Genomic DNA, 25,149 nt, shown 5'->3' on the forward strand with positions numbered 1-25,149 from the left:
AGGTTGCGCGGCGATGCGATCAGTGCGGGTCCTTCCAGGCCGTGGCGGCCGGCGGTGCGGTCCGGGCGACGGTCCCGGTGGCGCGCGCGAGCTGCGCCTCGGCCCGGCGCTGCGGCGCCCGGTGGAGGCTGCTGGTATGCCGGCGCCGGCGGACATGGCGGCGGCCGCGCTCCGTCGAGTTGCCGACGAACCCGCCGACCACGGCGCCCGCCACCGCCCCGATCGGGCCGGCCACCAGGGCGCCCGCCACCGCACCGGAGCCGACCCCCAGCGTCGTCCGGCTCTGGGCCCGGGCGGAGTCAGGGGATCCGGCCAGGATTAAGCCGGCCAGGACGAAGACGGACGAGAACGAGCGCATGGTATCGGATCCCGGGATCCAGGGATTGGATTTGACGGCCTTTAGCCGTTCGAAGATGACCAAAGCGGGGCCGGAGACTGCACGACCGCGGCCGGTATCAAACGTCGCACGGTCTCACCGATCCCATTCCCGCAGGTGTGGCCAGGCCGATCCCGTGCTTTAGGGTGCGGCGCAACGAAGACCGGCCGCGATGCGGCTCTGCGAGGGAGATGCCCATGGCCACGACGACCGACCTGCGCCTGCGCCGGAGCGTGCTCTACATGCCCGGCTCGAACCAGCGGGCGCTCGACAAGGCCAAGACCCTGCCGGTGGACAGCATCATCCTCGACCTGGAGGATGCGGTCGGCCCGGAAGAGAAGGAGATCGCCCGGGAGCAGGTCTGCGCCGCGGTCAAGAGCGGTGCCTATGGCAGCCGCGAGCTGGTGATCCGGGTCAACGCCCCCCAGACACCCTGGGGCGAGGCCGATCTCCACGCCGCGATCGAGGCCAAGCCCGACGCGATCCTGATGCCCAAGGTGTCGTCCTCGGCGGTGCTGGAGAGCATCGCCGACCGGCTCGAATCCCTCGACGCACCGGAGGGCATCGCCGTCTGGGCGATGATCGAGACCCCGGCCTCGATCCTCAACATCCAGGAGATCGCCCGGGCCAAGCGCGACCCGCGCAAACGCCTGACCTGCCTGGTGCTCGGCACCAACGACCTGGCCAAGGACACCTGGGCCAAAATCGTGCCCGGCCGGGTGCCGATGCTGCCCTGGATGATGATGGCGCTCGCCGCCGCCCGGGCCGAGGGCCTGGCGATCCTCGACGGCGTCTACAACGACATCGCCGATACGGAGGGCTGCCGCGATGAATGCCGCCAGGCGCGCGACCTGGGCTTCGACGGCAAGACCCTGATCCATCCGACCCAGCTGGAGCCGGCCAACGCCTCTTTCGCGCCCACCGAGGAGGAGGTGCGCCGGGCCAAGCTGGTGATCGAAGCGTTCGAGCGCCCGGAATACGCCAAGCGCGGCGCGATCAAGCTCGAAGGCCGGCTCTACGAGCGCCAGCACCTCGGCGTGAACCGCCGCGCCGTGACCTGGTCCGAGGCGATCAAGGCGAAGGGGTTCTGAGAGCAAGAGCCGCTCCCGGCCGCATTGAAATCGGGAGCGGTGCCGAGCCCGTCATCTGCCGAGCGCTGACGCGGAACCGGTCTTCGCATCGGCGGCGATCGCTCAAGGATCTAGACCCGATCGGCTTTTGCGCGTCGGGTGGTTCCTTGCGCCCCGACGTCGTCGCCGCCACCCCAGCTACGATGGCGGATAGCGGACGCACGTTCGATCATCCGCCAAGGGGCATGACTGATTAGGCGACCATCACGTCCATGACCCAGGTCACACCGAACCGATCCGTCAGCATCCCGTAGAGCGGGGACCACGCCGAAACACCGAGTGGCTGTCGAACCGCCGCACCCGCGTGAAGCTTCTCCCAATACGCGGTGACCTCCTCTGCCGAGTTGCCGCGGACCGAGACGTAGAACGCGTTCTCGCCAGGATTCCACGGCTTCTCCGGCTGCACGTCGTAGGCCATGATCCGGAAGCCGTGATCGGAGACCACCTGGCCCCACATCACCTTCTCGGCCTGCGCAGCGTCCTGGGTCGCCCCGAGGTCCCCATAGGTGACGATGGTTTGTTCGCCGCCGAACACGGACCGGTAGAAGTCGAGTGCCTCGCGGGCCTGCCCACGGAAGTTAAGGTGGGTCGTCGTCTGAACATTCATGGCGGGCTCCGATACGGGGGGCATGTTGCCGTGCCCCACGATCCGGATGTACCACCCCCCACCTGACATAAACTGGCAGTAGCGTGATGGCCCGGAGCGACCGCCTGTTCCGTCTCCTGCAGGCGATGCGCACCTTGCCCGCACCCGTGACGGCCGCAAGGCTGGCGGAGGAGACCGGCGTCTCGGTGCGCTCGCTATACCGAGACATCGACAGCTTGCGGGCGGCAGGGGCGCGCATCGACGGCGAGCGCGGCTACGGCTACCGACTGACCGAGGATTACGCGCTGCCGCCGCAGACTTTGGACCGCCTGGAGATTGAGGCGTTGGCGCTCGGCATGGCGGAAGTGCGCGGCATGGGCGATCCGGACCTCGCGGCGGCCGCGGCCTCGGTCTTGGCCAAGGTCGCCGCGACCCTGCCGGACGACCGTGAACAGAACCTGTTCCACGCCGTGTCGAAGGTCTACCGCCCCGACGCACGCTATCCACACGTGCAAGACCTGAGGCTGATCCGGCAGGCGTGCTGGCGGGAGGACGCGCTTGCCATCCGTTACACGGACGAACACGGCTCGGCCACGCAACGTACGATCCTGCCTCTGGCGCTCGTCTACACGGAGCGACGGCTGGTCGTCCTGGCATGGTGCCGTCTGCGCGCGGCGTTCCGAATGTTTAGGGTCGACCGCATCGTCGAAGCCCATGCGGAGGGCGGCAGCTTCCGGCCGGGACGGGCGTCGCTGCTACGCGCCTATCTGGAGGCGTTGGAGAATGAGGACGCGGCCGGGGCGGAGCGCCCCCATGGCTGACAACGGCGCGGGACAGCCCAAGCTTCGATCGTCTGCCGCACCGCCCGCCGTATCCGCCAGCGGACAATTACTAGACCACCCGCACCAGTCTTTGATCGCAGTTCGATCGACCCGCTTGCGCGTAGACGGTTATGGCTTCCACGTCAGGTCGACGACCAGCCCCTCGTTGCTCGTCACAGCTTCGGCCCAAAATTGCCGAGCAGGCCTAACTGATGTGAGAGGCCTATATATTGTCTCGCGCGGCTTGTTCGGAGCAAGCTTTTGCGACTTCTGAAATCGGCAGGTTCGTGTGGCCGGCCGTTTTCGAGGTTTCGTCGAGACAAGAGCGTACACGTTCGCGGGACGCATCTCCGCCGTTCACCGCATCCAATTTGCGCAATAATGTGTCCTTGTCCGTTGACGATGCTCCCGCCCAAGCTTGCATCGTATCCCCTGCATTCAAGGCAAGAGCAGATGTTGCCATAACGACGAGAGCGAATACACCAGCGGGAAGACAGCGCATTGTGATAGCCTCGAACAATAGGGAATCGGCAGTCGCTTGCGGGGTTCGTTGAGACGGTGGCCGCACGGGAAGATCTGCACGCACGGATTTTCAGCCAGCAAACAAACGGACACGCGGACTGAATTAGCTCGGAAAGCGCCGTCGCGGATTGCCGATCCCTTGGGGCAAAAACGCACGGTTCCCCTCCGCCATCGTGGCGTTCAGCGCGTGCGCGCCGGGGCAGAGGCACCGCGTCAACGTCCTGACCCTGTGCGTGCGCAGGAGGGGCCCGGGGTCGAGAAGGCGTGCCCGTCCGGAGAGCCTATGTCCTAGGCGCGGTGGCATCGTTCCGTGATCAGGTTGCGGTCGCCGTCCGCTTCGAGGGCTCGGCGCCTCGCAAGCGGGCCGTCCCAATTCCATCCTGGTCGGACATAACCTGGGCCATGGTGATGGAATTCAGACCCTGAGAACGGGGGGATCATGCTCGCCAGAGGATGCTTCCGCAGTGCGGCTCGCGACGAGGCGCGCTGAGCCGTTTCAGGAGACGCTTTGCCAGCACGCCATTTGCCGGTGGATCGTCGGGGCCGGCACGGCGTGGCACCCAGCGCTCCACGGGTGGCTTGGACACCACGCATCCAGCAAGGAAGCCGCGCGGCCGGCTGGGGGAGCGGTCGGTGATGATCACCAGCACTTCCGGATGGCTTAATTAACGCCGGCGGACGCGCAACCCAGTCCAGACTGAGCTTCGCAAATCCGGCCCAACTTTCATACTAGGCTGAGACGAATGCGCCTGCGTCTCCGGCAAGTCCAACGCCCGCACATCCCGCAAAACAGGCGCATATTTCAATATTCACGGCCATCTAGACCGATCGATCCTCCTATGTCACACTATTGGATCGGCGGCGCCGATTGATTCCTTAAATCGCGGCGCAAGACCGCAATCGGGGAACGCCAGAATGAGCAGCGGAAATCCTGAGATGCCGGTTCCGGCCCCGGTGAAGGGCGGGCTCGTGGCCTACCTGACGGTGGACGGCGCCCTGAAAGCCGCCGAGTTCTACGTCCGTGCCTTCGGGGCTGAGATCGTCACAGCCATGCCGGCCGACGAGCACGGGCGGACCATGCATGTGCATCTCCATGTGAACGGCTCGTCGCTGATGCTGAGCGACGCTTTCCCGGAACACGGCCATCCGCTGCTTGCGCCCCAGGGCTTCACCTTGATGCTGATGGTCGAGGGCATCGACGCCCGCTACGTCCAGGCCGTCGCGGCGGGGGCCACCGCCCTGATGGAGCCGGCCGAGATGTTCTGGGGCGACCGCTACGGCCAGCTGCGCGATCCATTCGGGATCGTCTGGGCGATGAACCAGGGCAGGCGCTAAGGGCTGCCACGCTCGCGGCGGCTTGCGATGCCGCAGATGACCGGGCCCGGACCGGGAGGGGACGTCCTCGAACGGAGCGCCGCGCCGATCAGCGCGCCGCCGCTTCGTAGCGCGTCCGCTGCGTGCGTGCATCGCGCGCTGTCACCGTGACGTGGCCCGCCTCCTCCAACGCCGAGAGCGCACGCAGTACCAGGGCGTGCTCCACCCCGAAGCTGCGGGCGAAGGCGCGGCTGTCGCCGGGCAGGCCGAGGTCGAGGGCCGCCAGCAGTCCCGCCTCCAGTGAATCGATACCGGGACGGGCCGCGGTGATACGGTCGAGGGCGACAACGAACGCCGCCTCGTTGAGCTCGCGATCCATGCGGCCTACGCCGCCGCCCGAGCTTCCAGGGTCACGAGCACCGATTTGGAGGTCGGCGTGTCGCTCTTCTCGCCAAAGGTTGAGAGCGGCACCAGCACGTTGAGCTCCGGGTAATAGCCGGCGACCGCGCCCCGGGGCATGTCGAAGGGCACCAGCCGGAAATCCTCGGCCCGCCTTGTCACGCCGTCGGCATGGAGGCCGACGATGTCGACCCGCTCACCGAGCCGGTCGCGGATCGCCACCAGGTCGTCCGGATGGGCGAACAGCACCTTCCGCTCGCCGTAGACGCCGCGGTAGCGATCGTCGAGGCCGTAGATCGTGGTGTTGTACTGGTCGTGGCTGCGGAAGGTCTGCAGCACGTAGGTGTCCCGGGATTTCGTGGCGATCTGGTGCTCGGTCTCGACCGGAAGCGGGTCCGCCGAGAAGTTGGCCAAACCGGTCGCGGTCTCGAACACCCGCTCGGCGGCGAGGTTGCGCAGCATGAAGCCGCGGGGCTTGCGCACCCGGGTGTTGTACTCGGAAAAGCCCGGGATCGTGGCGGCGATGGCGTCGCGGATCCGGTCGTAATCGGCCGAGAGCCCGGCCCAATCGATGGCGGCCGAGCCGACGGTGGCCTGGGCGATGCCGGCGATGATCGCGATCTCGGAGCGCAGCTCCTTCGAGGCCGGCTTGTTGATGCCCCCCGAGCCGTGGACCATGCTCATCGAATCCTCGACGGTCACGATCTGGGTCTTGCCCGCCGCGTTCCGGTCGATCTCGGTGCGGCCCATGCAGGGCAGCAGGTAACCGATGGCGCCCGGCACGAGGTGGGCGTGGTTGAGCTTGGTCGCGATGTGGACCGTCAGGCGGCAGGAGGCCAGGGCCTGCGCCACCACCGGGGTATCCGGCGTCGCGCGCAGGAAGTTGCCGCCCAGGCCGATGAAGGCCTTCGACGTGCCGTCGCGCATGGCCCGGATCGCCGCCAGGACGTTGTGACCGTGCCGGCGGGGCATGGCGAGGCCGAAATGCCGCTCCAGCGACTCGAGGAAGGCCACGGACGGGCGCTCGTTGATGCCGACCGTGCGGTCGCCCTGCACGTTGGAATGGCCCCGCACCGGGCACAGGCCCGCGCCCGGCCGGCCGATATGGCCGCGCAGGAACAGCAGGTTGGCGATCTCCCGCACGGTCGCCACCGAATGGCGGTGCTGGGTCACGCCCATGGCCCAGGTGGCGATCACCCGCTGGGCGCCGAGATAGACATCCGCCATGGCGGAGATGTCGTCGAAGGTCAGGCCCGACTGGTCGAGGATCGCGTTCCAGCTCGTCGCGTCAACGGCGGCCCGGTAGGCGTCGAGCCCGGCGGTGTGGTGCTCGAGGAACGCCCGGTCGAGGAGCGAGGGCCGGCCGGAGGCGAGCGCCTCGGCATCGCGGGCGAACACGATCTTGGCGATGCCCCGGAAGGCGGCCATGTCGCCGCCGGAGCGCGGCTGGAGATAGTGGCTCGCGATGGCGCCGCTGGCGCCGCGCAGCATCTCCACGGTGTTCTGCGGGTCGGCGAAGCGCTCGAGACCGCGCTCGCGCACGGGGTTCAGCACCACGACCTTGGCGCCGCGCTCGGCCGCCCGGCGCAGGTCGCCGAGCATGCGCGGATGGTTGGTGCCGGGATTCTGGCCGACGCAGAAGATCGCGTCCGCCTTCTCGAAATCCTCCAACAGGACCGTGCCCTTGCCGATGCCGATGGCGTCGATCAGCGCGACGCCGCTAGCCTCGTGACACATGTTCGAGCAGTCGGGGAAGTTGTTGGTCCCGTAGGCGCGGGCAAACAACTGGTAGAGGTACGCGGCCTCGTTCGAGGCCCGGCCGGAGGTGTAGAACTCGGCCTGGTCGGGATGGTCGAGGCCGCGGAGCGTCGCGCCGATCTCGGCGAAAGCCTCGTCCCAGCTCACCGGCCGGTAGCGGTCGCTCGCCGAATCGTAGCGCATCGGGTGCGTCAGGCGGCCCTCGCCCTCCAGGGCGTAATCGCTCCAGCCCCGCAGCTCGGTGAGCGTGTGGCGGGCGAAGAAGGACGGCGGCGTGCGCTTGTCGGTGGCCTCCCAGGAGACCGCCTTCACGCCGTTCTCGCAGAACTCGAAGGACGAGCCATGCTCCGGGTCACCCCAGGCGCAGCCCGGGCAATCGAACCCGTCCGGCTGGTTCGCCTTCAGCAGGGCGCGGGCGCCCGACAGCGGGGCGCGCGAGCCGAGCAGGTGCTTGCCGCAACTCTTCAGAGCGCCCCAGCCGCCGGCGGCGGATGAGCGCTTGGGAGCCCCGTCAGGCTGGGCCATGGATTGTCCTGGATGTTCTCGGGAGGCGAGCCGGGCTCGCCCAATCGCTACCGCGAGATAAGCGGCTTGGGACACCGCTCACAATGGCAGGCGCGCGCAGGCCCCTCATGCGCGGGACACAGGCTAAGTCCCCGCTTGGCAAAGCCTTTCTAAACTGGCGGGTCGGACGCTCTGCGGCCGGTCGATCCCGCTCCGTTATGACGCGCGCAGCGAACCAATTCAGGGCAGCGCGCGAGCCCCGGTTGGGAAGCGGGATCGAACGGCGCTCACGCCGCGCGGGCCAGCTCCTCCGCGCCCCGGCCGACGACCTGACTCAGCGCGGTGACGCCCTCCGCCGCCATGCGCTCCAGGAGGCCGGCCTTGATGCGATCCACCAGCCCTGGCCCGTCATAGATCAGCGCCGAGTAGAGCTGGATGAGGCTCGCCCCGGCCCGAATCTTCGTCCAGGCGGCTTCGGCGGAATCGACGCCGCCGACCCCGATGAGCGGCAGCCGGTCCCCGACCCGGAGCCGGGTCTGCGCCAGCATCCGGGTCGCCGGTCCGAACAGCGGGCGGCCGGAAAGGCCACCGGTCTCGCGGGCGAGGTTTTTCTCCCGGAGGCTCTCGGGCCGGGCCACCGTGGTGTTCGAGACCACCAGCGCCTGGACGCCGCGCTTCAGCGCCGTGGCGCAGATCGCGTCAAGGGCGTCCAGCGCCATGTCGGGGGCGATCTTCAGGAGCACCGCCGCCCTGGCGCCGGCCGTATCCCGGGCCTCGACCGTCCGGGCGAGCAGCTCGTCGAGGAAGGCCTCGCCCTGGAGGTCGCGCAGGCCCGGCGTGTTGGGCGACGAGACGTTGACGGTGACGAAATCGACCAGCGGGGCGAGGGTCGCGGTGCAGGCGACGTAATCGGCGAGGCGGTCTGTAGATTCCTTATTGGCTCCGATATTGACCCCGACGATGCCCGGACGGCCGGCCCGGGCCCGGAGCCGCCCGGCCACCACGTCCAGCCCCTCGCTGTTGAGGCCATAGCGGTTGATCACCGCCCGGGCGGCGGGAAGGCGGAACGCCCGCGGCTGCGGGTTGCCGGGCTGCGGCCGCGGCACCACGCCGCCGACCTCCACGAAGCCGAAGCCGAGGCCGAGCATCGCGTCCGGCACCCGGGCGCCCTTGTCGAAGCCGGCGGCGAGGCCGACCGGATTGGAGAACCGGCGCCCCAGCAGGTCCACGGCCAGCCGCGGGTCGTCCGCGGCCGGCTTCCCCGGCGGCAGCAGCGACAGGGCGCGGAGGGTCAGATCATGCGCGCGCTCGGCGTCGAGCCGGTGCAGCAGCGGGCGGATCAGCGGGAAGACGGCGGCGATCATGTGCGCGGGATTCCCGCCGGCAGGGCATGCTGCCCGTCCTCGCCAAGCGGCAACTCCGCCACAGACACGACCGCGGAGAGCGGCAGGTCGCCGTAGAGGTGCGGGAACAAGGCTCCACCGCGCGACGGCTCGTAGACCAGGGCCGCGCCCAGGCTCTCGGCCTCGACGGCGATCAGCAGCAGGTCGGCTTGGCCGGCGAAGTGGCGGGACGCCGTCTCGGCGGTCTGCTCGGCGGTCGAGAAATGAATGAAGCCATCCGCCTGATCGACGGGCGCACCGGTGAACCGGCCCGCCGCCTCGGCCTCGCGCCAGAGCGCGCGCGGACAGATCTTGTAGATGAGCGGCATCGGTGTTCCTTGGGCGTCGGAGGGTCCATAGCTCATCACTCCGGGCATCGGAACCGTGGCCGACTGACGGGGGAAGGGCGATCGGGCCTACGGGCTGGGGGCCTGGCAGCAGCCGGAAGCACTGATCCACCCCCCCGTCATCCTCAGGTGGCGGAGCGAGCGGCCCCCTCGACGACGCTATCGCCGCATCGCTGAGGTTCCCGGAGTTCGCGTTCAGGGCGGCTTCGCAATACCTCAGGATGAAAGGACTGGGTGGAGGGGCATCGATCTAAGCGACACCCGAGGAGCAATGCCGTCGATCGGCAGCGTCGGGATACCAAATCGATTCCCAGGGCGATTGCATTCTGCAGGTTGTAGTTCTACTTTCCTATGACTAGGCTGAGCGTCACAGACCCGCGCCTGAAACGGGAGACGCGGGCCGGCTCGTGACGGTCTTCAGTATTCCGCGCATCTCCGGCGGGTTCGGTCCGCATCCTCCGGGGAAACTGCCGCCGTGCCCCCGAGGCAGCCGGGTGCCGGCTGGCGAGACGGGGGCGCCGACCCGCCGAGCTTGAGCCGCCGAGCCCGACATGCTGTCTCACGAGCAGATCTGGAACGCCATCGACCGCCTGGCGGAGCGTCACGGCTATTCCGCGTCCGGGCTCGCCCGGCGTGCGGGCCTCGATGCGACCAGCTTCAACCGTTCCAAACGCATCGGCGCGGACGGTCGCAAGCGCTGGCCCTCGACGGAATCCGTCTCGAAGGTCCTGGCCGCCACCGGCGCCAGCCTGGACGAGTTCCTGCGGCTGATCGAGGCCCGGGAGATCCCCGCCCGCACCATGGTCCCGCTGATCGGCCTCACCCAGGCCGGGGCGGGGCGTTTGTTCACCGACGAGGGCATGCCCACCGGAGGCGCCGGCTGGGAGGAGATCGAGTTCCCCGATCTCGGCGAGGAGCGTGCCTTCGCGCTGGAGATTCAGGGCGATTCCATGCAGCCGCTGTTCCGCGACGGCGATGTGCTGATCGTCTCGCCGACCGCCAGCGTCCGCAAGGGCGACCGCGTCGTGGTGCGCCTCCACGGCGGCGAGGTCCTCGCCAAGGAATTGAAGCGGCGCACCGCCCGGACCGTGGAGCTGGTCTCGCTCAACCCGGAACACGAGGACCGCGTCCTCAATATCGGCGAGGTTGCCTGGATGGCCCGGGTAATGTGGGTCCGGCAATAGCCACCGCGCTCCGAGATCAAACTCCGCCCACTTGGACCGCCCACTCGGGCCGCCCACTTGGCCCGGCCGCTATTCGTCGCTATCGCGGGCCTTCTCGCGGGTTTCCCGCACCCGCTTAGCTCGGACGCAGCATGACGCAGCCCGGGATGGATCACGGCGTGGAGGGCGGTCCGTTGACGGGGCAGGCCCGCGCGCTCCTCGACGCGCTGCCGACGCCGAGCTTCTTGATCGATGCGCAGGGTCGCATCCGGCAGGCCAACCCGGCCTTCGAGCGCCTGACCGGTCATCCGGCCTCAGCCCTGGCGGAGCGCGGCCTTGACCTGATCCTGGCGAGCCGCGGTTCGCCCCCCGACCTGTCCGCCGACGGGCCGCTGGAATTCCTGGCCCTGCGGTCGGACGGGACCAGCTTCTGGGCGAGTCTGGCCGCCGGGCCGCTTCCCGGCGCCGACGAGAAGATCTGTCAGATCCTCGACGTCACGGCACGGCGGGAGGCCGAGGGCGCCTTGGCGCTGTCGCGGCAGCGCGAGGCCCTGGGGCTGCTGACCAACAGCGTCGCCCACGAGTTCAACAACTTCCTGCAAATCCTGATCGGCTACATCGATGGCCTGAAGCGACGGCTGGGCGACCGGCCGGAGCCGTTCATCCAGCGGGCGCTCGTCCGCTCGGCCGACGCCACCGAGCGGGCCGCGATCCTGACCCGCCAGCTCCTGGCCTATTCGCGCCGGATCGCCCCGGACGTGCGACCCGTCGATCTCGACGCGATCGTGGCGGCGGTGGCCGAGCGCTTGGCGCCGGATTTCCCCCCCGGGATCCACCTGGTCGTGAACCCGACGCCGGGCCTGCCGCGGGCGATCAGCAACCCGACCCAGATCGAGTTCGCCTTGCGGCATCTGGTCGCCAATGCCTGCGAGGCGATGCCGTCGGGGGGCACAGTGACGCTGTCGACCTTTCGGGTCGATCCCAACGATCGCGCCATGCACCAGCCCGGGCCGGGCACGGTGGGCATCCAGGTGGGCGATACCGGGACGGGCCTATCGCCCGAAATGCTGGCCCGGGCCCTGGCGCCGTTCCAGACCAGCCGCGAGGCGGGACGGGGCGCGGGGCTCGCGATCGTCCATGGGCTGATGAAGCGGCAGAACGGAACGATCACCCTGGACAGCCGGGCCGGGGAGGGGACGCAGGTCCGCCTGGCCTTCCCGGCCGCGCCGGACCGGACGCTGCACTGAGGCTACGGCCGGCGACAAACGTCATCACGTCGTCGAGAGCCGCGGACTAAAACCCGCGCTAAGCCGTCACCATATAGTCGTCGGCGGCTTCCGCCACTCGGTTCTCGTCCTCAGAGGCGCGTACATGCTCACCCAATTCTCGCGTCGTCGGCGCACGGCCGCCTACCTGGCGCTGGCCGCTGCCCTGACCGTCGCGGCCCCCATCGCCGAAGCCCGTCCGGGCGGCGGCGGATCCTTCGGTTCGCGCGGCTCGCGCACCTACACGGCGCCATCGGCCACGCCGCCGGCGCCGGGCGGCGGCATGACCATGCAGCGGTCCCAGACCGCACCGTCCCCCGGCATGTCCAATCCGGGGATGCAGGCGCCGGCCGCCCAGGGTCGTCGCTTCGGCGGCGGTTTCTTCGCGGGTCTGCTCGGCGCCGGCCTGCTGGGCGCCCTGCTCGGCGGCGGTTTCTTCGGCGGCCTCGGCGGCCTCGCCTCGATGATCGGCCTGCTGTTCCAGGTCGGCCTCGTGGTGCTGGTGGTGATGCTGGCGGTGCGGTTCTTCCGCCGCCGCAACCAGCCAGCCGGTGCCGGCGCGCCCTACGCCCGCTCGACGCTGGATGGCGGCCCGAACCCGGGTGGCCCGATGGGCGGCCCGGCCCCGGCGGCGGGCGCCGCGTTCGGCGGCGCGCGCCCGGTGCAGACCCGCAAGGTCGAGATCGGCCCTTCCGATTACCAGGCGTTCGAGCGGCTGCTGGGCGACATCCAGGATGCCTACACCCGCGAGGACCGGGTGACGCTCGGCAATCTGGCGACGCCCGAGATGGCCGGCTACTTCGACGAGGAGCTGCGCAACAACGCTGCTCAGGGGGTGGTCAACAAGATCACCGACGTGAAGCTGCTGCAGGGTGACCTCGCGGAAGCCTGGGGCGAGGATCGCACCGACTACGCCACCGTTGCGATGCGCTACGCGCTCAAGGACGTCATGGTCGACCGCGCCAGTGGCCGGGTCGTGAAGACCGAGCCGGCCCCGGAGGCCACGGAGCTCTGGACCTTCCAGCGCCAGCCCGGCCGCGGCTGGGTGCTCTCGGCGATCCAGCAGACTCGCTAATTTGGGATTTGACGTCCCGGCCGCTCAGGCCGGGACGCTCCTTCAAGCCGGTGCCGTTTCTGCGGCGCCGGCTTTTTTGTGCGCGTCCCACAGGTTCGCCAGGGTAACGAACCCGGCCACCGGCACCTCCTCGGCCCGGGCCGTCTCCAGGATACCAGCTGCCGCCAACAGGGCGCCGGGCTCGGGCGTCAGCGCCTTCAGACTCTGGCGCAGCATCTTGCGGCGCTGGCCGAACGCCGCACGGGTGACGGCCTCAAGTGCGCCGGCCCGGCAGGGCAGGGGCTGCGCCCGGGGCACAAGCCGGACGACGCTGGATGTGACCTTGGGCGGCGGCACGAAAGCCGAGGGGCTGACGTCGAACAGGATGTCGGCTTCCGTGCGCCAGCCGCACAGCACGCCGAGCCGGCCGTAATCGGCCCGGGTCTCCGGCCCGGCGACGATCCGCTCGGCGACCTCGCGCTGGAACATCAGCACCGCCTGATCCCACCAGGGCGGCCAAGCCTCGCCGTCGAGCCATCCGGTGAGAAGCGCAGTGCCGACATTGTAGGGCAGGTTCGCCACGATCCGGGCCGGGCCGTCGCCGATCAGCGGCCGGGGATCGAAGGCCAGCGCATCGGCGTCCACCACCTCCAGCCGGCCTGGATAATGCGCGGCGATGTCGGCCAAAGCCGGTAGGGCGCGGGGATCGCGCTCGATCGCCACGACCCGGGCCGCGCCTTCCGCGAGCAGCGCCCGGGTCAGGCCACCGGGACCGGGGCCGACCTCCACGACGGTCACGCCCTCCAGCGGTCCCGCCGCCCGGGCGATCCGGCCAGTGAGATTGAGATCGTACAGAAAGTTCTGGCCGAGAGCTTTTTTCGGTTCCAACCCGTGCCGGGCGACGACTTCGCGCAGGGGCGGCAGCCCGTCTCCGTCGCTCACAGCTCGTCCTCGGCGTCGAAATGCTGGGCGCCGGATGCGCGCGGCCGTCCGGCATAGATGCTGAACGGGATGATGTCGGCGACGGCAGGCCCCGGTCCGGCGCGTGCCGCCTCGGTGTCGGCGAGCCGCCGCGCCAGCCGCAGGGCGGCGATCAGGCTGTCGGGCCGCGCGACGCCGGTCCCGGCGATGTCGAAGGCCGTGCCATGGTCGGGGGAGGTCCGCACGAAGGGCAGCCCGAGGGTGACGTTAACCCCGTCGTCAAACGCGATGGTCTTGATCGGAATCAGCGCCTGATCGTGGGTCGGCGCGAGGGCCACGTCGTAGGTCGCCCGGGCGCGGGCGTGGAACAGCGTGTCGGCGGGGAGCGGCCCACGGATGTCGATGCCGGCGGCGCGCAGCCGCGCCACCGCGGGGGCGAGCACGTCGCGATCCTCGTGGCCGATGGTCCCGGCCTCGCCCGCATGCGGATTGAGCCCGGCGAGCACCAGTCGGGGCTCCGGCAGGCCGAACCGGTCGCGCAGGTCCCGGGCGACGATCCGGGCGGTCTCCTCCACCAGCTCCTGGGTGAGCAGGCCGGGCACGTCCTTGAGCGGCACATGGATCGTCACCGGCACGACCGCGAGGTCGTCGCTCCAGATCATCATCACCGGGCGGGGCGGCGTGCGACCCGGCGCGACCGAGAGGGCGGCCAGGAACTCGGTATGGCCGGGATGGGCGAAGCCGGCCCGGGTCAGCACGAACTTGGCGATCGGGTTGGTCACCACCGCGCTGGCGCGCTTGGCCGCCACGAAGGCGACGGCAGCCGTGATCGACTCGATCACCGCGCCGGCATTGGCGGAATCCGGTGCGCCCGGCTCGACGGAGATTGTCGCGCCGCTCGGCAGCGGCACGACCGGCAACGCCCGGGGAAACACTTCGACGGCGGTCTCCGGATCGACCTCGGCGATTGGCACCAGCCGGTGCAGGCGGTTGGCCAGACGCTCGATGAAGTCCGGATCGGCCACCAGGAAGAACGGCGGCAGCGGGTCCGGGCCGCCGCGGGCGAGCCAGGCGCTGAGTGCCAGCTCCGGGCCGATCCCGGCCGGGTCTCCGAGGGTGAGGGCGAGCGGCAGCATCCGGGGTCTATAGCGCCGGTGGGGGCGGGGCGCATCTCTTTGGGGTGACGCGATGGTGCTTCACCGCGTCCCGACCATCACCGCACGGTGGCGATGCCGTCCGCGGTGGTGGCGGTGCCGACGTTCTGGCGGAGATCGGCCTCGCCCAGGGTCTTCAGCTCGAGGCGGAGCAGCACGGTCTGATTGCGCTCGCGCACGCCGGTCGCGGTGGCGATCGGCGAGTTGATGTAGTTGAGCGAGATGGTCGTGCACTCGTCCTGGTAGCCGCCGCCGAAGCTCGCGCCCGACAGGTAGAACCGGCCCGGGTTCTGGTACGTCGGCACCGTCCCGATCGGGTTCGACAGGTAGGCCGACAGGGCGTCGGTGTAGGTGTTGCGCACGTCGAGGTAGTGGGTGAGATCCACCAGCAGCGAGCCCGAGACGAACCAGTTCGGCGTGATGTTGTAGGTGGCCGAGGCGGTCACGCCCTCGCGGTAGTGGCTGTAGCCGAGCAGCGGCTGCGCCTCGTAATACGAATAGAAGGCCGAGACCGTGAGCGGCAGGAACGGTGCGAACCGCGCCGTGGCGCCGGTTTCGAGCCGGGCGACGTGGAAATCCGCCTGGTTGAAGCGCGCCCGGGTGATGAAGGTGATGTTCTGGTTCGGCGAGACCTGGAACCGACCCACGAAGTCGGAGCGCTGCGTCTCCAGCCCGGAATCCAGCCCGACATTGGCGATGTCGCCCCGGCGGAACGAGTTGACGCCCGCGAGCTGGATGGACTCGCCGAACATGACGTTGGTGTACCAGCCGGACGGCGTGACCACGGAATACTGGCCGCCGAGATTGGTTCGGACGCCGCCCTCCACCCGGTCGTAGCCCGAGAACTTGTCCCATTCGAACAGCGACGTGTCGTCGAACACCAGGCTCTGTGCATCCTCGTTCGGCAGGCGGCCGATCCGGGTCTCGGACGGGCGCGCGATGACCTGGCCGATCGGCTCCAGTGTGTGGACGCCGAGCGCGCCGAAATTGGCGACGAACGGGTAGCGGTAATCGAGCCCGATCGCCGGCATCACCCGGCCGGCGAAGCCGTCGTCGATCTTGGCGACCTGGGGAGCCAGGTCGTTCTGGTAGCCGGAGAAGCTCGGATTGGTGAAGAACGCGTCGGTGCGCAGATACGCGAACGGCGTGAACTTCTGGCCCCAATCGTCGATGAAGCTGCGCCGCCAGGACAGTTCGGCCGAGGCGCGCGTGTTGGTGCCGGCGAGCCCGTCGATCGCGCACAGGCCGCGCTGGAAGTAGGTGCAGGTCTGGTAGAGCGGGAAGCTGATCCCGTTCACGCTCGGCGAGAACAGGTAGCTCGACGTGCGGGGCAGGCCCTGGAACTGCGTCGTCTCGCGGGTCAGGCTGGTGATGTTGGCCTGGAACCGGACCTCGCCGCCGATCTCGGACGGCCCGTTGACCCGCTTGTCGTAGTCGATCACCGGGGCGACGATGGGCTGCTGCTTCTGCCAGTCGAAGCTCGACAAGCCCTTGAAGTAGTAGCCCCGCGCCTCGAACCACGACCGGTCGCCCTGGCCGACGAGGTAGGCCGTCGATGTCGCCTCACGGAAATAATCCGTGGTGATGTTCTGGTTGCGGATCCGGTAATTGTCGAGGAACCACTTGTCGGTGACGCCGACGAGGTCCCAGCCGGTCCGCCAGCGGTCGTTGATGTAGAACCGCCCCTGCGATTCCACCGAGCCGCGGAAGTCGCGCTCGCCCGCCCCGAGCGGGCTCGGCAGGAAGGCCGACGGCGTCGTCTGCGAGATGCCCGAGAGGCGGATGTTGTAGAAGCCGTTGTCGATGCGCTGGCGGAACTCGGCCTGGCCGAGCAGGCCCTGGCGGCTGAGCAAAGTCGGCGTGATCGTCAGATCATAGGTCGGCGCGAGGTTGATGAAGTACGGCAGCGACACGCCCCGGCCCAGCGCCGTGGTCGAGATGAAGCGCGGCGTCAGGAAGCCGGTCTTGCGCTTCACCGTCGGGTCCGCGGCCTCGAAATAGGGCAGGTAGGCGACCGGGATCCCGGCGATCTCCAGAGTGGAATCGTCGAAGTAGATCGTGTGTGTCTCGTTGTCGTGGATGATCTTCTTGGCGCGGATCTGCCAGAGCGGCGGCGTCTCCGGATTGTCCTTGCACGGCTCGCAGGCGGTGTAGCTGCCGGCCTCGAAGCTGGTCTGCTCGCCGTTCAGGCGCTCGGCCCGGGGCGCGGAGAAGCGCGTCCGCACCGTCTCGGTGCGCCGTTCCACCGTCTGCTGGCCGCGGAACGCGTCGATGAAGCCGGTCTTGAAGTCGTCGCTCAGCTCCATGCGTTCGCCGGTCACGACGCCGCCATCGGCCTCGGTGAGGCGGACGTTGCCCTGGGCGAAGACCCGGCCGGTCGCCCGGTCGTAGCGCACGCTGTCGGCCTGGAGCGTCCGGGGGCCGAAATGCAGCTCGGCGTTGCCCCGGGCGGTCACCGTGTTGTGGTCGTTGTCGTAGATCAGCTCGCCGGCCTCGACGAGCAGCTTGTCGCCCGGCTTGCCGACCTTGGGCGCGGCCATCCCCTGGGCATGCGCCGAGACGCCCCCGGCCAGCGGCGCGGCGAGCGCCAGCGCAGCCAGAAGGGCCGTCTTCCGCAGGATGTGGGCAACCTTACGCAACGCGCGACCCAACCCCTGTGACGTGATCCGCCACGAACCTCACACACCCGTCTCCCGTCCCGCGATGGATCGCGGGCGTCAGCCGTCTTCCTGGTACAGAAGCGTAAGCGTACCGAGAAGACTGCCTACCACGGCCGGGAACCAGGCCGCCACCGGTGCGGCGACGAGTCCGGACGCGCCGAGCCCCTCCATGACCTGTCGGACCACGTAGAGGGCGAAGCCTGCCGCCACGCCTCCGAGGACGAGTTTACCGACCCCACCAAAGCGGAAGAACCGTAAGGAAACGGTTGCAGCGACGATCACCATCGCCAGGAACAGGACCGGCCGCGCCCACAGGACATCGTACTGGAGACGGTACCGCGTGGCGTCGAGACCGGCCCGCTCGGTCCGCGCGATGGTTGTGGGAAGTTGCCAGAAAGGCACAGATTCCGGGGGTGTGAAGCGCTGCCGGACCTGCCCCGGGTCGAGGTTCGAGGCGATCAGGTAGGTGTCGAACGACTCAGGCGGCGCGTCGGGCGCCAGCAGGCGCGTGTCCGAGAGCTCCCAGTAGCCGTCATGAAGCGTCGCACGGGCGGCCATGATCTGCTCGGCGAACTTGCCGGCCGCGTCGAAGGTGAAGACTGAGACGCCGGCCAGCGTGGTGGTACCCTCGATGGCGGTCTCGGCCCGGATGATCGCCTCACCGTCCAGCCCGCGCTGGCGGATCCACAGGTCCTTGCCGGAGGACGCCTTGGTCGATTTCGCGAAGATCTTCGCCTCGATCTCGGTGGACCGCTGCTTCAGCAGGGCCGAGACCGGGTTGTAGATCCCGACCGCCACCGCCCCCAGCCCGAGGGCCACGAAGAAGCCGGGCTGCAGGAACTGCCAGGCCGAGATCCCGGCCGCCCGGGCCACCACCAGCTCCAGCTTGCGCGAGAGCTGGAGCAGGGCGGCCATCGAGCCAAACAGGACCGCGAAGGGCAGCACGCCCTCGGCCACCGCCGGGGTGCGGTAGAGCGAGAGCAGCGCCATCAGCCCCGTGGAGGCCCCCTCGGCTTCGCCGGCGCGGCGCAGCAGCTCGACGAAGTCGAGGGTGTAGACCAACGCGAACACGGTGACGAAAACACCGAGCACCGTGCGGGCGAACCGGGCGGCGAAATAGCGCCCGAGGGTCGGACCGATCAGCATCCGAGGCTCAGCGGGCTGGCGCGAGACGCGGAGCGCGGAACAGGGCACGCACGGCCCCCGCCAGCGCGGCGTTGAAGGCGCGCACGCGCGGCCCGAAGAAGATCAGCAGGCAGGAGAGGGCGATCGCCAGGATCGGCACGCCGGCGATCGCTGCCACCGCCCCGGCGCTGCGCGCGGCGGCGCTCACCGCGGCGAAGCCCGCGATCCGCAGGGCCACCACCGCCAGGATCGCGCCGGCGACCGCGAGCCCCCGACCCTGTCGGGTGGTGCGGGGATCGCCAAGCGCCGCGAAGGCGATGAAGACCAGGGCCAGCGGGTACAGGCAGGCCGAGAGCCGGTCATGGAGCTCGGCCCGGAATCGACCCTTCTGCAGCTTGTAGTAGCCCTCGGTCTGGTCGGGGAACAGCAGTTGCGACGTCGAGCGCTCGCGCGGCTTGTAGATCGTATCGGAATCCGGCGGCGCGAAGGCCGCGAGGTCGATCGTGTAGCGCTCGAAGGTCAGGATCGAGGAATCGCGGGAGTCCTTCTGCTGCTGGTGGACGCTGCCGTTTTCCAGGATCAGGAAGCTCTGCCCGTCGATGTCGGCCGCGGTACCGCGATCCGCCAGGTAGACCTTGGTCTTGCCGGCCTCCCGCCGGTCCTGGATGAACAGGCCCTTGAGGACCCCGCCGGGCCCGCGCTCGCGGAAATGGAAGGTGATGCCGTTGTCGAGCTGGGTGAACTGCCCCTCCTTGACGACGTTCGCGATGAAGTCGCCCCGGACCCGGGTGATCACGTCGCGCAGTTCCTGGAAGCTTGCCGGCATCACCACCAGCACCAGGAAGCCCACCAGGAAGCTCACGAACAGCGCGAGCGTCAGGAACGGCCGCAGCAGCGCGCGCGGCGGCATGCCGGCCGCCGACATCACGATCAGCTCGGAATCGCCGTTAAGCTTGTTCAGCGCATAGACGGTGCCGATGAACAGCGCGACGGGCGCGATCACCACCACCAACGTCGGCAGCGACAGGCCGGTGACGAACAGGAATACCAGGAGCGTCTGCCCCTTGGCGGTCACGAGATCGAGCTCGCGCAAGGCCTGCGTCAGCCAGATCGTGCCGGTGAGGCCGATCAGGCAGGCGAGGCTCGCGCCCAGGGCGATCCGAAAGATGTAGCGCTCGATCTGCCTCATTGGCCCGGCAGTTCCGCCCGTGCTCTCGCGCCCTCGACGGCCAGGGACCCGACAAAAGGGGCGATTCCAGGGCTGCTGCGCCGCGTTGCGTTTGCCGCCTCAGCGGCTACACAGAGCGGATTGCGCTCAGCGTGACCGCGCGGGTGCGTCGAAAACTGCGGAACGACGGGCAGGGCGACGGGTATGGCGGACGGTATCGAGATCGGTTTCGGCCCCCTTGAGCAGAGCGGCCAGGGCCCGGGGGGATCGGGCGATCTCGTGGTGTTCGTCGGCGACGACCTCGCCCTCGGATCCGCGGCCCGGGCCGCACTCGGCGCCGCGGGCACAGACCTCGTGGCGAAGGCGGCGGCCTCGGAGAAGTTCAAGGGCCGCTCGCTCAGCGCCCTGACCCTTCCGGCGCCGGCGGGCGTCAATGCCGACCGGCTGGTGGTCATCGGGCTGGGTTTGGAGAAGGACCGGGCCAAAACCGATTGGCCGGCGCTCGGCGGCTTCACCGCCGGCAAAGTCTCGGGCCGCGCGGCCCGGGTCGTGCTCGATTGGCCGGGTACGACGGTGAGCGCTGCGCAGGCCGGCGAGTTCGCGCTCGGCGCACGCCTGCGGACCTACACGTTCGACCGCTACAAGACCACGAAGAAGCCGGATGCCGAGGACAAGAGCGGCACCACGCTCACCCTCCTGCTCGCCGAGCATGGCACGGCCTCTCGCGAGGGTGAGGGCGCCCGGACCCTGTCCGAGGGTGTCATCCTGGCGCGCGATCTCGTAAACGAGCCGCCGAACGTTCTCTTCCCCGAAGAATTCGCCCGGCGCGCTGCGGACTTGTCGAAGCTCGGCGTCGAGATCGAGGTTCTGGAGCCGGCGCGAATGCGCGAGCTCGGCATGGGCGCGCTGCTCGCCGTGGCGCAGGGCTCGGTCCGCGAACCGCGGATCGTGATCATGCGCTGGAACGGCGGCCCGGCCGGCGAGGCGCCCGTCGCCTTCATCGGCAAGGGCGTGGTGTTCGATTCCGGCGGCATCTCGATCAAGCCGGGCGGCGGCATGGAAGACATGAAGGGCGACATGGGCGGCGCGGCCGCGGTCGTCGGCGCACTCCACGCGCTGGCCAGCCGCAAGGCCCGTTGCAACGTCGTCGGGGCCATCGGCATCGTCGAGAACATGCCGGACGGCGGCTCCTACCGCCCGTCCGACATCATCACGTCGATGTCGGGCCAGACCATCGAGGTGATCAACACCGACGCGGAGGGCCGGCTCGTGCTCGCCGACGTGATCACCCACGTGGTCCGCAGTGCCAAGCCGAAGGCCATGGTCGATCTCGCGACCCTGACCGGGGCGATCATCGTGGCGCTGGGCCAGGACATCGCCGGCATGTTCTCCAACGACGACGCGCTCGCGGCCAACATCAACGCCGCCGGCGAGGCTACGGGCGAGAAGGTCTGGCGGATGCCGCTGATCCCCGCCTACGACAAAGCCATCGACTCCAAGTTCGCCGACATGAAGAACACCGGCGGCCGTCACGGCGGCGCCGCCACGGCGGCCTCGTTCATGCAGCGCTACGTCGAGGAGGTGCCGTGGGCCCATCTCGACATCGCGGGCGTGGCGATGTCGTCGAACGCCAGCGAGATCAACCGCAGCTGGGGCGCCGGCTGGGGCGTGCGTCTGCTCGACCGGCTCGTGCGGGACCATTACGAGGCGCGGTAACGGCCCATGGCTCAAGGATCGGGCGCGGCCCGGACAGCGCGCGGACACGCGCTCCCGATCGCCGCGATCCCGATCCCGATCCTGGCCATGCTCGCGGCGCTGGTGCTGGTGGCCGTCACAGGCCTCAGCCAGCGCTCGAGCGTGCCGGAGGCGGTCGAGCCCTGGATCTACGGCTACTTCATCACTCGCTATCCGCTCTTCGCCTTCGCACTCGTCTACGGCATCGCGCATCTCGCGGTGGTTGCGGCCGGGCCGGGTCCGGCCTCCGCACTCCGTCGAATCCTGTTCGCCACCATCGGCACCGCCGCCCTCGTGCTGGCCGGGCTCTACCCGACCGTCGGCGGCCTGATCCTGCGCGGCGGCTTCGCCACCGGCGGAATGGCGTTCCTGACCCATCAGCCCCTGTGGCTGGCCTACGGGTTCGGCGCCGGGGTCGCGGCGGCGATCTTCGGTGGGATCCTCGGCGTGTTCGCGATCGCGGCCAACCGGCCGCTGCGCCCGAGCCTCCGGCGAATCGGCGCTGGCCTGCTGGCCTTCCTGGCCCTCTGGTTCGGCGCCTGCGTGATCGGGCTTGCCGGCGACTTCGGCCTCGGACCTTGGCCGCGCCGGGCCTTCAGCCCCTCCGAGGCGGTCGTTGCCGCGCTGCTGCTCGTCATTGCCGCCCTGCCGCACGCAGCACTCACGACATTGAGCTGGCTCCGTCGGAGAGCCTGAGGTCGCCGCCTTGCTAGTGGCCGCCCGTTCGCCCACAGTCGGGCTGTTCTGCGTAGGGACGGGATGCGACCATCGAGAGCCGTGCCCGTGGGAGACGACGCGATGCGCGAGGCCAGCTTAATCGAGCAGGGCACGACGGCACGCCGGCCCGGATCCGAGCCGGCCTACGCCTTCGCCGATCTGTCGCCGCGCCCGTGGCTCTCCTCCTACCCGCCCGGCGTCCCGGCCGAGATCGATGTCGAGTCTCTCGGCACCCTGGCCGACCTCTTCGAGACCAGCGTGGCCGCCTTTGCCGACCGCCCGGCGATCCTGTGCTTCGGCTCGACCATGACCTATGCGAGCCTCGGCAAACAGGCGCGGGCGCTCGCGGCCTGGCTGCGGGCGCAGGGATTGGCCAAGGGTGACCGCGTCGCGATCATGCTGCCGAATGTGCCGGCCTACGCGGTGGCCCTGTTCGGCGTGCTCTCGGCCGGTGGGACCGTGGTCAACGTCAACCCGCTCTACACGCCCCGGGAATTCGGGCAGCAGATCAGCGACTCGGGCGCCCGGTTCCTGATCGTGCTGGAGAATTTCGGTCCGACCGTCGCGGGGGCGCTCGCGGATGTCGCGCTGGAGCGCGTCCTCCTGGTCGGCCCGGGCGACGGGCTCGGACTGAAAGGCCATGTCATCAACCTCGCCAGCCGGCACGTGCGCAAGGCCGTACCGCCGTTCCAGTTACCCGAGGGGCTGGCGCTGCCGTTCACGACGGCTCTGCGCCGGGGCAGCGGCATGCCGCACGCCTCCGTACCGGTCGATCCCGAGGATCTGGCCTTCCTGCAATATACCGGCGGCACCACGGGCATCGCCAAGGCGGCGATGCTGACCCACCGCAACGTCATGGCCAATGTCGAGCAGTCGCAGCTGTTCTTCAATTCGAAGGATCCGAGCATCCTCCGCTGCGCCGTCACGGCCCTGCCGCTCTACCACATCTTCGCGCTGACGGCCTGCTTCTTCCAGTTCATGCGCAACGGCGGATCGTGCCTGCTGATCCCCAATCCGCGCGACTGCGATGGCATGGTGAGGACCTTGAGCCGCAACCGCTTCACGCACCTGATGGGCGTGAACACGCTGTTCAACGTGCTGATCAACCACCCGAAGATCCACACGGTCGACTTCTCCCATCTCGACTTCGTCGTCGGCGGCGGGACGGCGGTGCAGCGGCCGGTGGCGGAGCGCTGGAAGGCGCTCACCGGCAACACGATCCTCGAAGGCTACGGCCTGTCGGAAACCTCGCCGGTGGTGAGCGCCAACCCGCCCGGGATCAAGGCGTTTTCGGGAACGATCGGCTACCCGTTCCCCTCCACCGAGGTCTCGATCCGCGACGCCGCCGGCAAGCCGGTGCCCGGGGGCCAGCCGGGCGAGATCTGCGTGCGCGGCCCGCAGGTGATGCGCGGATACTGGAATCGCCCCGAGGAAACTGAGCGGGCCATGACGCCGGACGGATTCTTCCGCACCGGGGACGTCGCCGTGATGGAGCCAGACGGCCAGATCAAGATCGTGGACCGGATGAAGGACATGATCCTAGTCTCCGGATTCAACGTCTACCCGAACGAGGTCGAGGAGGTGCTGGCCGCCCATCCCGGCGTGCTGGAATGCGCGGTGGTCGGTGCCCCCAGCGAGGAGACCGGCGAGATGGTCGTCGCCCACGTGGTGATGAAGGACCCGGCCGTCTCGACCGACGCCCTGCGGGCCCACGCCCGCACCCAGCTCACCGGCTACAAGGTACCCCGCCGGGTGATCCTGCACGATGCGCTGCCCAAGACCAATGTCGGCAAGGTGCTCCGCCGGGTCCTGCGCGACGAGACCCCACTGGGCTGATACCCCGTATTGCCCGCGGCGGATCGCCGTCGCCTCCGCACGTAACCGCCTGTCCGTGATCGCCGAATGGTGAGGCTGCGGCGCTTGCACCCCTGTCGGCCCACGCCGATCTGTGGGTTGTACGTGCCGGACAGGTGAGGAGATGGCGATGGTGATCCGGAGCAGGCGCGGGTGGGAGATCCCGGAGAATCAGGCCACGCCCGAGGCGGTCTTCCTCAACCGGCGTGCGCTGCTCGCCGCGGCGGCGGGGCTCGCGGCAGGCTCCGCGCTCGGCGGTCGGAGCGCCATCGCGGCTGCCGGTGACGCAGCGCTCTATCCGGCCCCGCGCAACCCTGCCTACACCCTGGACCGGCCGATCACGGCGGAACGCTTCAGCGGCGCCTACAACAACTTCTACGAGTTCGGCACGTCCAAGACCGTGCTGCCAGCCGCAAACGCGCTCAAGACGCAGCCCTGGACCCTGAAGATCGACGGCTTGGTTGAAAAACCCTTCGAGATCGGCGTCGACGATCTGATCCGGAAGATCGGCCTGGAGGAGCGGCTCTATCGCCATCGCTGCGTCGAGGCCTGGTCCATGTCGGTGCCATGGACCGGCTTCCCTCTGTCGAAGCTCGTGGCCCTCGCCAAGCCGACCTCGGGCGCGAAGTACATCCGCTTCGAGACGTTCATGGACAAGGCGATGGCGCCCGGCCAGCGCGCCTTCTACTACCCCTGGCCCTACACTGAAGGATTGACCCTGGCCGAGGCCGGCAACGATCTCGCCTTCGTGGTCACGGGCGTCTACGGCAAGCCGCTGCCGAACCAGTTCGGCGCGCCGATCCGCATCGCGGTGCCGTGGAAATACGGGTTCAAGTCGGCGAAGTCGCTGGTGAAGGTGTCGTTCACCGCCGACCGCCCCAAGACCTTCTGGGAAGGGCTGCAAGCGTCCGAGTACGGCTTCTGGGCCAATGTGAACCCGGCCGTACCGCACCCACGCTGGAGCCAAGCGTCGGAGCGGGTGCTGGGCACCGACGAGCGGGTGCCGACCGTGATCTACAACGGCTACGGCGACCAGGTCGCCGACCTGTACAAGGGACTGGAGGGCGAGCGGCTGTTCGTGTGACGGCCGCCGCGACTTCAAACCAGGAAATCCCCCAAGGGCATCCCGCCCTTGGGCGGGACTCGGGGGCGGAGCGAACGGGCGATCTGCCGGGCTTCGCCCTGCACACGCAGA

The 25,149-nt window shown here is 69.2% G+C and carries 21 protein-coding genes; 10 read left to right on the top strand and 11 right to left on the bottom strand.

The genetic code is table 11. The features are described 5' to 3' along the window. Positions 1 to 19: 19 nt before the first annotated feature. Positions 20 to 358, bottom strand: coding sequence for a hypothetical protein (locus tag AO398_RS02495; protein WP_058190600.1), 339 nt, complete (start codon positions 356 to 358; stop codon positions 20 to 22). Between the two features lie 215 nt (positions 359 to 573). Here AO398_RS02495 and AO398_RS02500 point away from each other — a divergent pair, with 215 nt between their 5' ends. Next, a complete protein-coding gene (locus AO398_RS02500) occupies positions 574 to 1,467 on the top strand; it encodes a CoA ester lyase (protein ID WP_058190408.1) in 894 nt (297 codons plus the stop codon). A 232-nt stretch (positions 1,468 to 1,699) separates the two neighbouring features. On the opposite strand, the gene AO398_RS02505 is transcribed toward AO398_RS02500, so the two are convergent. Then, positions 1,700 to 2,113: a VOC family protein gene (locus AO398_RS02505; protein ID WP_058190409.1), complete on the bottom strand. Its 414-nt coding sequence runs from the start codon at positions 2,111 to 2,113 to the stop codon at positions 1,700 to 1,702. Positions 2,114 to 2,199: 86 nt separating this feature from the next. Between AO398_RS02505 and AO398_RS02510 the strand changes: the two genes are divergently transcribed. After that, complete coding sequence (locus AO398_RS02510; protein WP_058190410.1) at positions 2,200 to 2,913, top strand: YafY family protein; 714 nt, start codon at positions 2,200 to 2,202, stop codon at positions 2,911 to 2,913. A 1,458-nt stretch (positions 2,914 to 4,371) separates the two neighbouring features. Further along, positions 4,372 to 4,770 carry a glyoxalase/bleomycin resistance/extradiol dioxygenase family protein gene (locus tag AO398_RS02515; protein ID WP_244498638.1) on the top strand — a complete coding sequence of 133 codons (399 nt, stop codon included), beginning with the start codon at positions 4,372 to 4,374 and terminating at the stop codon, positions 4,768 to 4,770. Between the two features lie 88 nt (positions 4,771 to 4,858). On the opposite strand, the gene AO398_RS02520 is transcribed toward AO398_RS02515, so the two are convergent. The 4 genes from AO398_RS02520 to AO398_RS02535 all read right to left on the bottom strand — a co-directional run bounded on the left by AO398_RS02520 (position 4,859) and on the right by AO398_RS02535 (position 9,121). After that, positions 4,859 to 5,128 (bottom strand): hypothetical protein, encoded by a 270-nt coding sequence (locus AO398_RS02520; protein WP_058190412.1) that lies wholly within the window; start codon positions 5,126 to 5,128, stop codon positions 4,859 to 4,861. Between the two features lie 5 nt (positions 5,129 to 5,133). Then, the gene (locus tag AO398_RS02525) at positions 5,134 to 7,431 is read right to left on the bottom strand and encodes an FdhF/YdeP family oxidoreductase (RefSeq protein ID WP_058190413.1); all 2,298 of its coding nucleotides are present in this window, start codon (positions 7,429 to 7,431) and stop codon (positions 5,134 to 5,136) included. A gap of 266 nt (positions 7,432 to 7,697) precedes the next feature. After that, entirely contained in the window at positions 7,698 to 8,774 is a 1,077-nt protein-coding gene (locus tag AO398_RS02530) for a quinone-dependent dihydroorotate dehydrogenase (protein WP_058190414.1), read from the bottom strand. Next, positions 8,771 to 9,121, bottom strand: coding sequence for a DUF952 domain-containing protein (locus AO398_RS02535; protein ID WP_058190415.1), 351 nt, complete (start codon positions 9,119 to 9,121; stop codon positions 8,771 to 8,773). Before AO398_RS02535 ends, AO398_RS02530 begins: the two co-directional genes overlap by 4 nt. A gap of 569 nt (positions 9,122 to 9,690) precedes the next feature. Here AO398_RS02535 and AO398_RS02540 point away from each other — a divergent pair. From AO398_RS02540 to AO398_RS02550, 3 genes are all read left to right on the top strand, one after another. Then, positions 9,691 to 10,323 (top strand): helix-turn-helix transcriptional regulator, encoded by a 633-nt coding sequence (locus tag AO398_RS02540; RefSeq protein WP_007567824.1) that lies wholly within the window; start codon positions 9,691 to 9,693, stop codon positions 10,321 to 10,323. Positions 10,324 to 10,454: 131 nt separating this feature from the next. After that, complete coding sequence (locus tag AO398_RS02545; protein WP_058190416.1) at positions 10,455 to 11,549, top strand: ATP-binding protein; 1,095 nt, start codon at positions 10,455 to 10,457, stop codon at positions 11,547 to 11,549. 124 nt (positions 11,550 to 11,673) lie between these two features. Next, positions 11,674 to 12,642: a TIM44-like domain-containing protein gene (locus AO398_RS02550; RefSeq protein WP_058190417.1), complete on the top strand. Its 969-nt coding sequence runs from the start codon at positions 11,674 to 11,676 to the stop codon at positions 12,640 to 12,642. A 42-nt stretch (positions 12,643 to 12,684) separates the two neighbouring features. Here the strand turns inward: AO398_RS02550 and rsmA are convergent, their stop codons facing one another. From rsmA to lptF, 5 genes are all read right to left on the bottom strand, one after another. Beyond that, positions 12,685 to 13,563 (bottom strand): 16S rRNA (adenine(1518)-N(6)/adenine(1519)-N(6))-dimethyltransferase RsmA, encoded by an 879-nt coding sequence (gene rsmA / locus AO398_RS02555; RefSeq protein ID WP_058190418.1) that lies wholly within the window; start codon positions 13,561 to 13,563, stop codon positions 12,685 to 12,687. Continuing rightward, the gene (gene pdxA / locus AO398_RS02560) at positions 13,560 to 14,678 is read right to left on the bottom strand and encodes a 4-hydroxythreonine-4-phosphate dehydrogenase PdxA (RefSeq protein ID WP_058190419.1); all 1,119 of its coding nucleotides are present in this window, start codon (positions 14,676 to 14,678) and stop codon (positions 13,560 to 13,562) included. Before pdxA ends, rsmA begins: the two co-directional genes overlap by 4 nt. 77 nt (positions 14,679 to 14,755) lie before the next feature. Next, positions 14,756 to 17,335, bottom strand: coding sequence for an LPS-assembly protein LptD (locus AO398_RS02565; RefSeq protein WP_058190420.1), 2,580 nt, complete (start codon positions 17,333 to 17,335; stop codon positions 14,756 to 14,758). A gap of 78 nt (positions 17,336 to 17,413) precedes the next feature. Continuing rightward, on the bottom strand, positions 17,414 to 18,502 hold the full coding sequence (gene lptG / locus AO398_RS02570; RefSeq protein WP_058190421.1) for an LPS export ABC transporter permease LptG: 1,089 nt from the start codon (positions 18,500 to 18,502) through the stop codon (positions 17,414 to 17,416). Positions 18,503 to 18,509: 7 nt separating this feature from the next. Then, positions 18,510 to 19,670: an LPS export ABC transporter permease LptF gene (lptF, locus tag AO398_RS02575; protein WP_058190422.1), complete on the bottom strand. Its 1,161-nt coding sequence runs from the start codon at positions 19,668 to 19,670 to the stop codon at positions 18,510 to 18,512. 183 nt (positions 19,671 to 19,853) lie between these two features. Between lptF and AO398_RS02580 the strand changes: the two genes are divergently transcribed. The 4 genes from AO398_RS02580 to msrP all read left to right on the top strand — a co-directional run bounded on the left by AO398_RS02580 (position 19,854) and on the right by msrP (position 25,038). Beyond that, positions 19,854 to 21,365, top strand: a complete 1,512-nt coding sequence (locus AO398_RS02580) for a leucyl aminopeptidase (protein WP_058190423.1) — start codon at positions 19,854 to 19,856, stop codon at positions 21,363 to 21,365. Positions 21,366 to 21,371: 6 nt separating this feature from the next. After that, the gene (locus AO398_RS02585; RefSeq protein ID WP_058190424.1) at positions 21,372 to 22,079 is read left to right on the top strand and encodes a hypothetical protein; all 708 of its coding nucleotides are present in this window, start codon (positions 21,372 to 21,374) and stop codon (positions 22,077 to 22,079) included. 102 nt (positions 22,080 to 22,181) lie between these two features. Further along, a complete protein-coding gene (locus tag AO398_RS02590) occupies positions 22,182 to 23,936 on the top strand; it encodes an AMP-binding protein (RefSeq protein WP_201025698.1) in 1,755 nt (584 codons plus the stop codon). Positions 23,937 to 24,084: 148 nt separating this feature from the next. Beyond that, positions 24,085 to 25,038, top strand: coding sequence for a protein-methionine-sulfoxide reductase catalytic subunit MsrP (msrP, locus tag AO398_RS02595; RefSeq protein ID WP_058190602.1), 954 nt, complete (start codon positions 24,085 to 24,087; stop codon positions 25,036 to 25,038). Positions 25,039 to 25,149 lie beyond the last annotated feature (111 nt).

The organism is Methylobacterium sp. GXS13, from assembly GCF_001455965.1.
Lineage (GTDB): Bacteria > Pseudomonadota > Alphaproteobacteria > Rhizobiales > Beijerinckiaceae > Methylobacterium.

Excerpts from the sequence above, each read along its gene's own strand:
- AO398_RS02495 (WP_058190600.1), bottom strand. The coding sequence starts at position 358 with ATGCGCTCGTTCTCGTCCGTCTTCGTCCTGGCCGGCTTAATCCTGGCC.
- AO398_RS02500 (WP_058190408.1), top strand. The coding sequence starts at position 574 with ATGGCCACGACGACCGACCTGCGCCTGCGCCGGAGCGTGCTCTACATG.
- AO398_RS02505 (WP_058190409.1), bottom strand. The coding sequence starts at position 2,113 with ATGAATGTTCAGACGACGACCCACCTTAACTTCCGTGGGCAGGCCCGC.
- AO398_RS02510 (WP_058190410.1), top strand. The coding sequence starts at position 2,200 with ATGGCCCGGAGCGACCGCCTGTTCCGTCTCCTGCAGGCGATGCGCACC.
- AO398_RS02515 (WP_244498638.1), top strand. The coding sequence starts at position 4,372 with ATGCCGGTTCCGGCCCCGGTGAAGGGCGGGCTCGTGGCCTACCTGACG.
- AO398_RS02520 (WP_058190412.1), bottom strand. The coding sequence starts at position 5,128 with ATGGATCGCGAGCTCAACGAGGCGGCGTTCGTTGTCGCCCTCGACCGT.
- AO398_RS02525 (WP_058190413.1), bottom strand. The coding sequence starts at position 7,431 with ATGGCCCAGCCTGACGGGGCTCCCAAGCGCTCATCCGCCGCCGGCGGC.
- AO398_RS02530 (WP_058190414.1), bottom strand. The coding sequence starts at position 8,774 with ATGATCGCCGCCGTCTTCCCGCTGATCCGCCCGCTGCTGCACCGGCTC.
- AO398_RS02535 (WP_058190415.1), bottom strand. The coding sequence starts at position 9,121 with ATGCCGCTCATCTACAAGATCTGTCCGCGCGCGCTCTGGCGCGAGGCC.
- AO398_RS02540 (WP_007567824.1), top strand. The coding sequence starts at position 9,691 with ATGCTGTCTCACGAGCAGATCTGGAACGCCATCGACCGCCTGGCGGAG.
- AO398_RS02545 (WP_058190416.1), top strand. The coding sequence starts at position 10,455 with ATGACGCAGCCCGGGATGGATCACGGCGTGGAGGGCGGTCCGTTGACG.
- AO398_RS02550 (WP_058190417.1), top strand. The coding sequence starts at position 11,674 with ATGCTCACCCAATTCTCGCGTCGTCGGCGCACGGCCGCCTACCTGGCG.
- pdxA (WP_058190419.1), bottom strand. The coding sequence starts at position 14,678 with ATGCTGCCGCTCGCCCTCACCCTCGGAGACCCGGCCGGGATCGGCCCG.
- lptG (WP_058190421.1), bottom strand. The coding sequence starts at position 18,502 with ATGCTGATCGGTCCGACCCTCGGGCGCTATTTCGCCGCCCGGTTCGCC.
- lptF (WP_058190422.1), bottom strand. The coding sequence starts at position 19,670 with ATGAGGCAGATCGAGCGCTACATCTTTCGGATCGCCCTGGGCGCGAGC.
- AO398_RS02580 (WP_058190423.1), top strand. The coding sequence starts at position 19,854 with ATGGCGGACGGTATCGAGATCGGTTTCGGCCCCCTTGAGCAGAGCGGC.
- AO398_RS02585 (WP_058190424.1), top strand. The coding sequence starts at position 21,372 with ATGGCTCAAGGATCGGGCGCGGCCCGGACAGCGCGCGGACACGCGCTC.
- AO398_RS02590 (WP_201025698.1), top strand. The coding sequence starts at position 22,182 with ATGCGCGAGGCCAGCTTAATCGAGCAGGGCACGACGGCACGCCGGCCC.
- msrP (WP_058190602.1), top strand. The coding sequence starts at position 24,085 with ATGGTGATCCGGAGCAGGCGCGGGTGGGAGATCCCGGAGAATCAGGCC.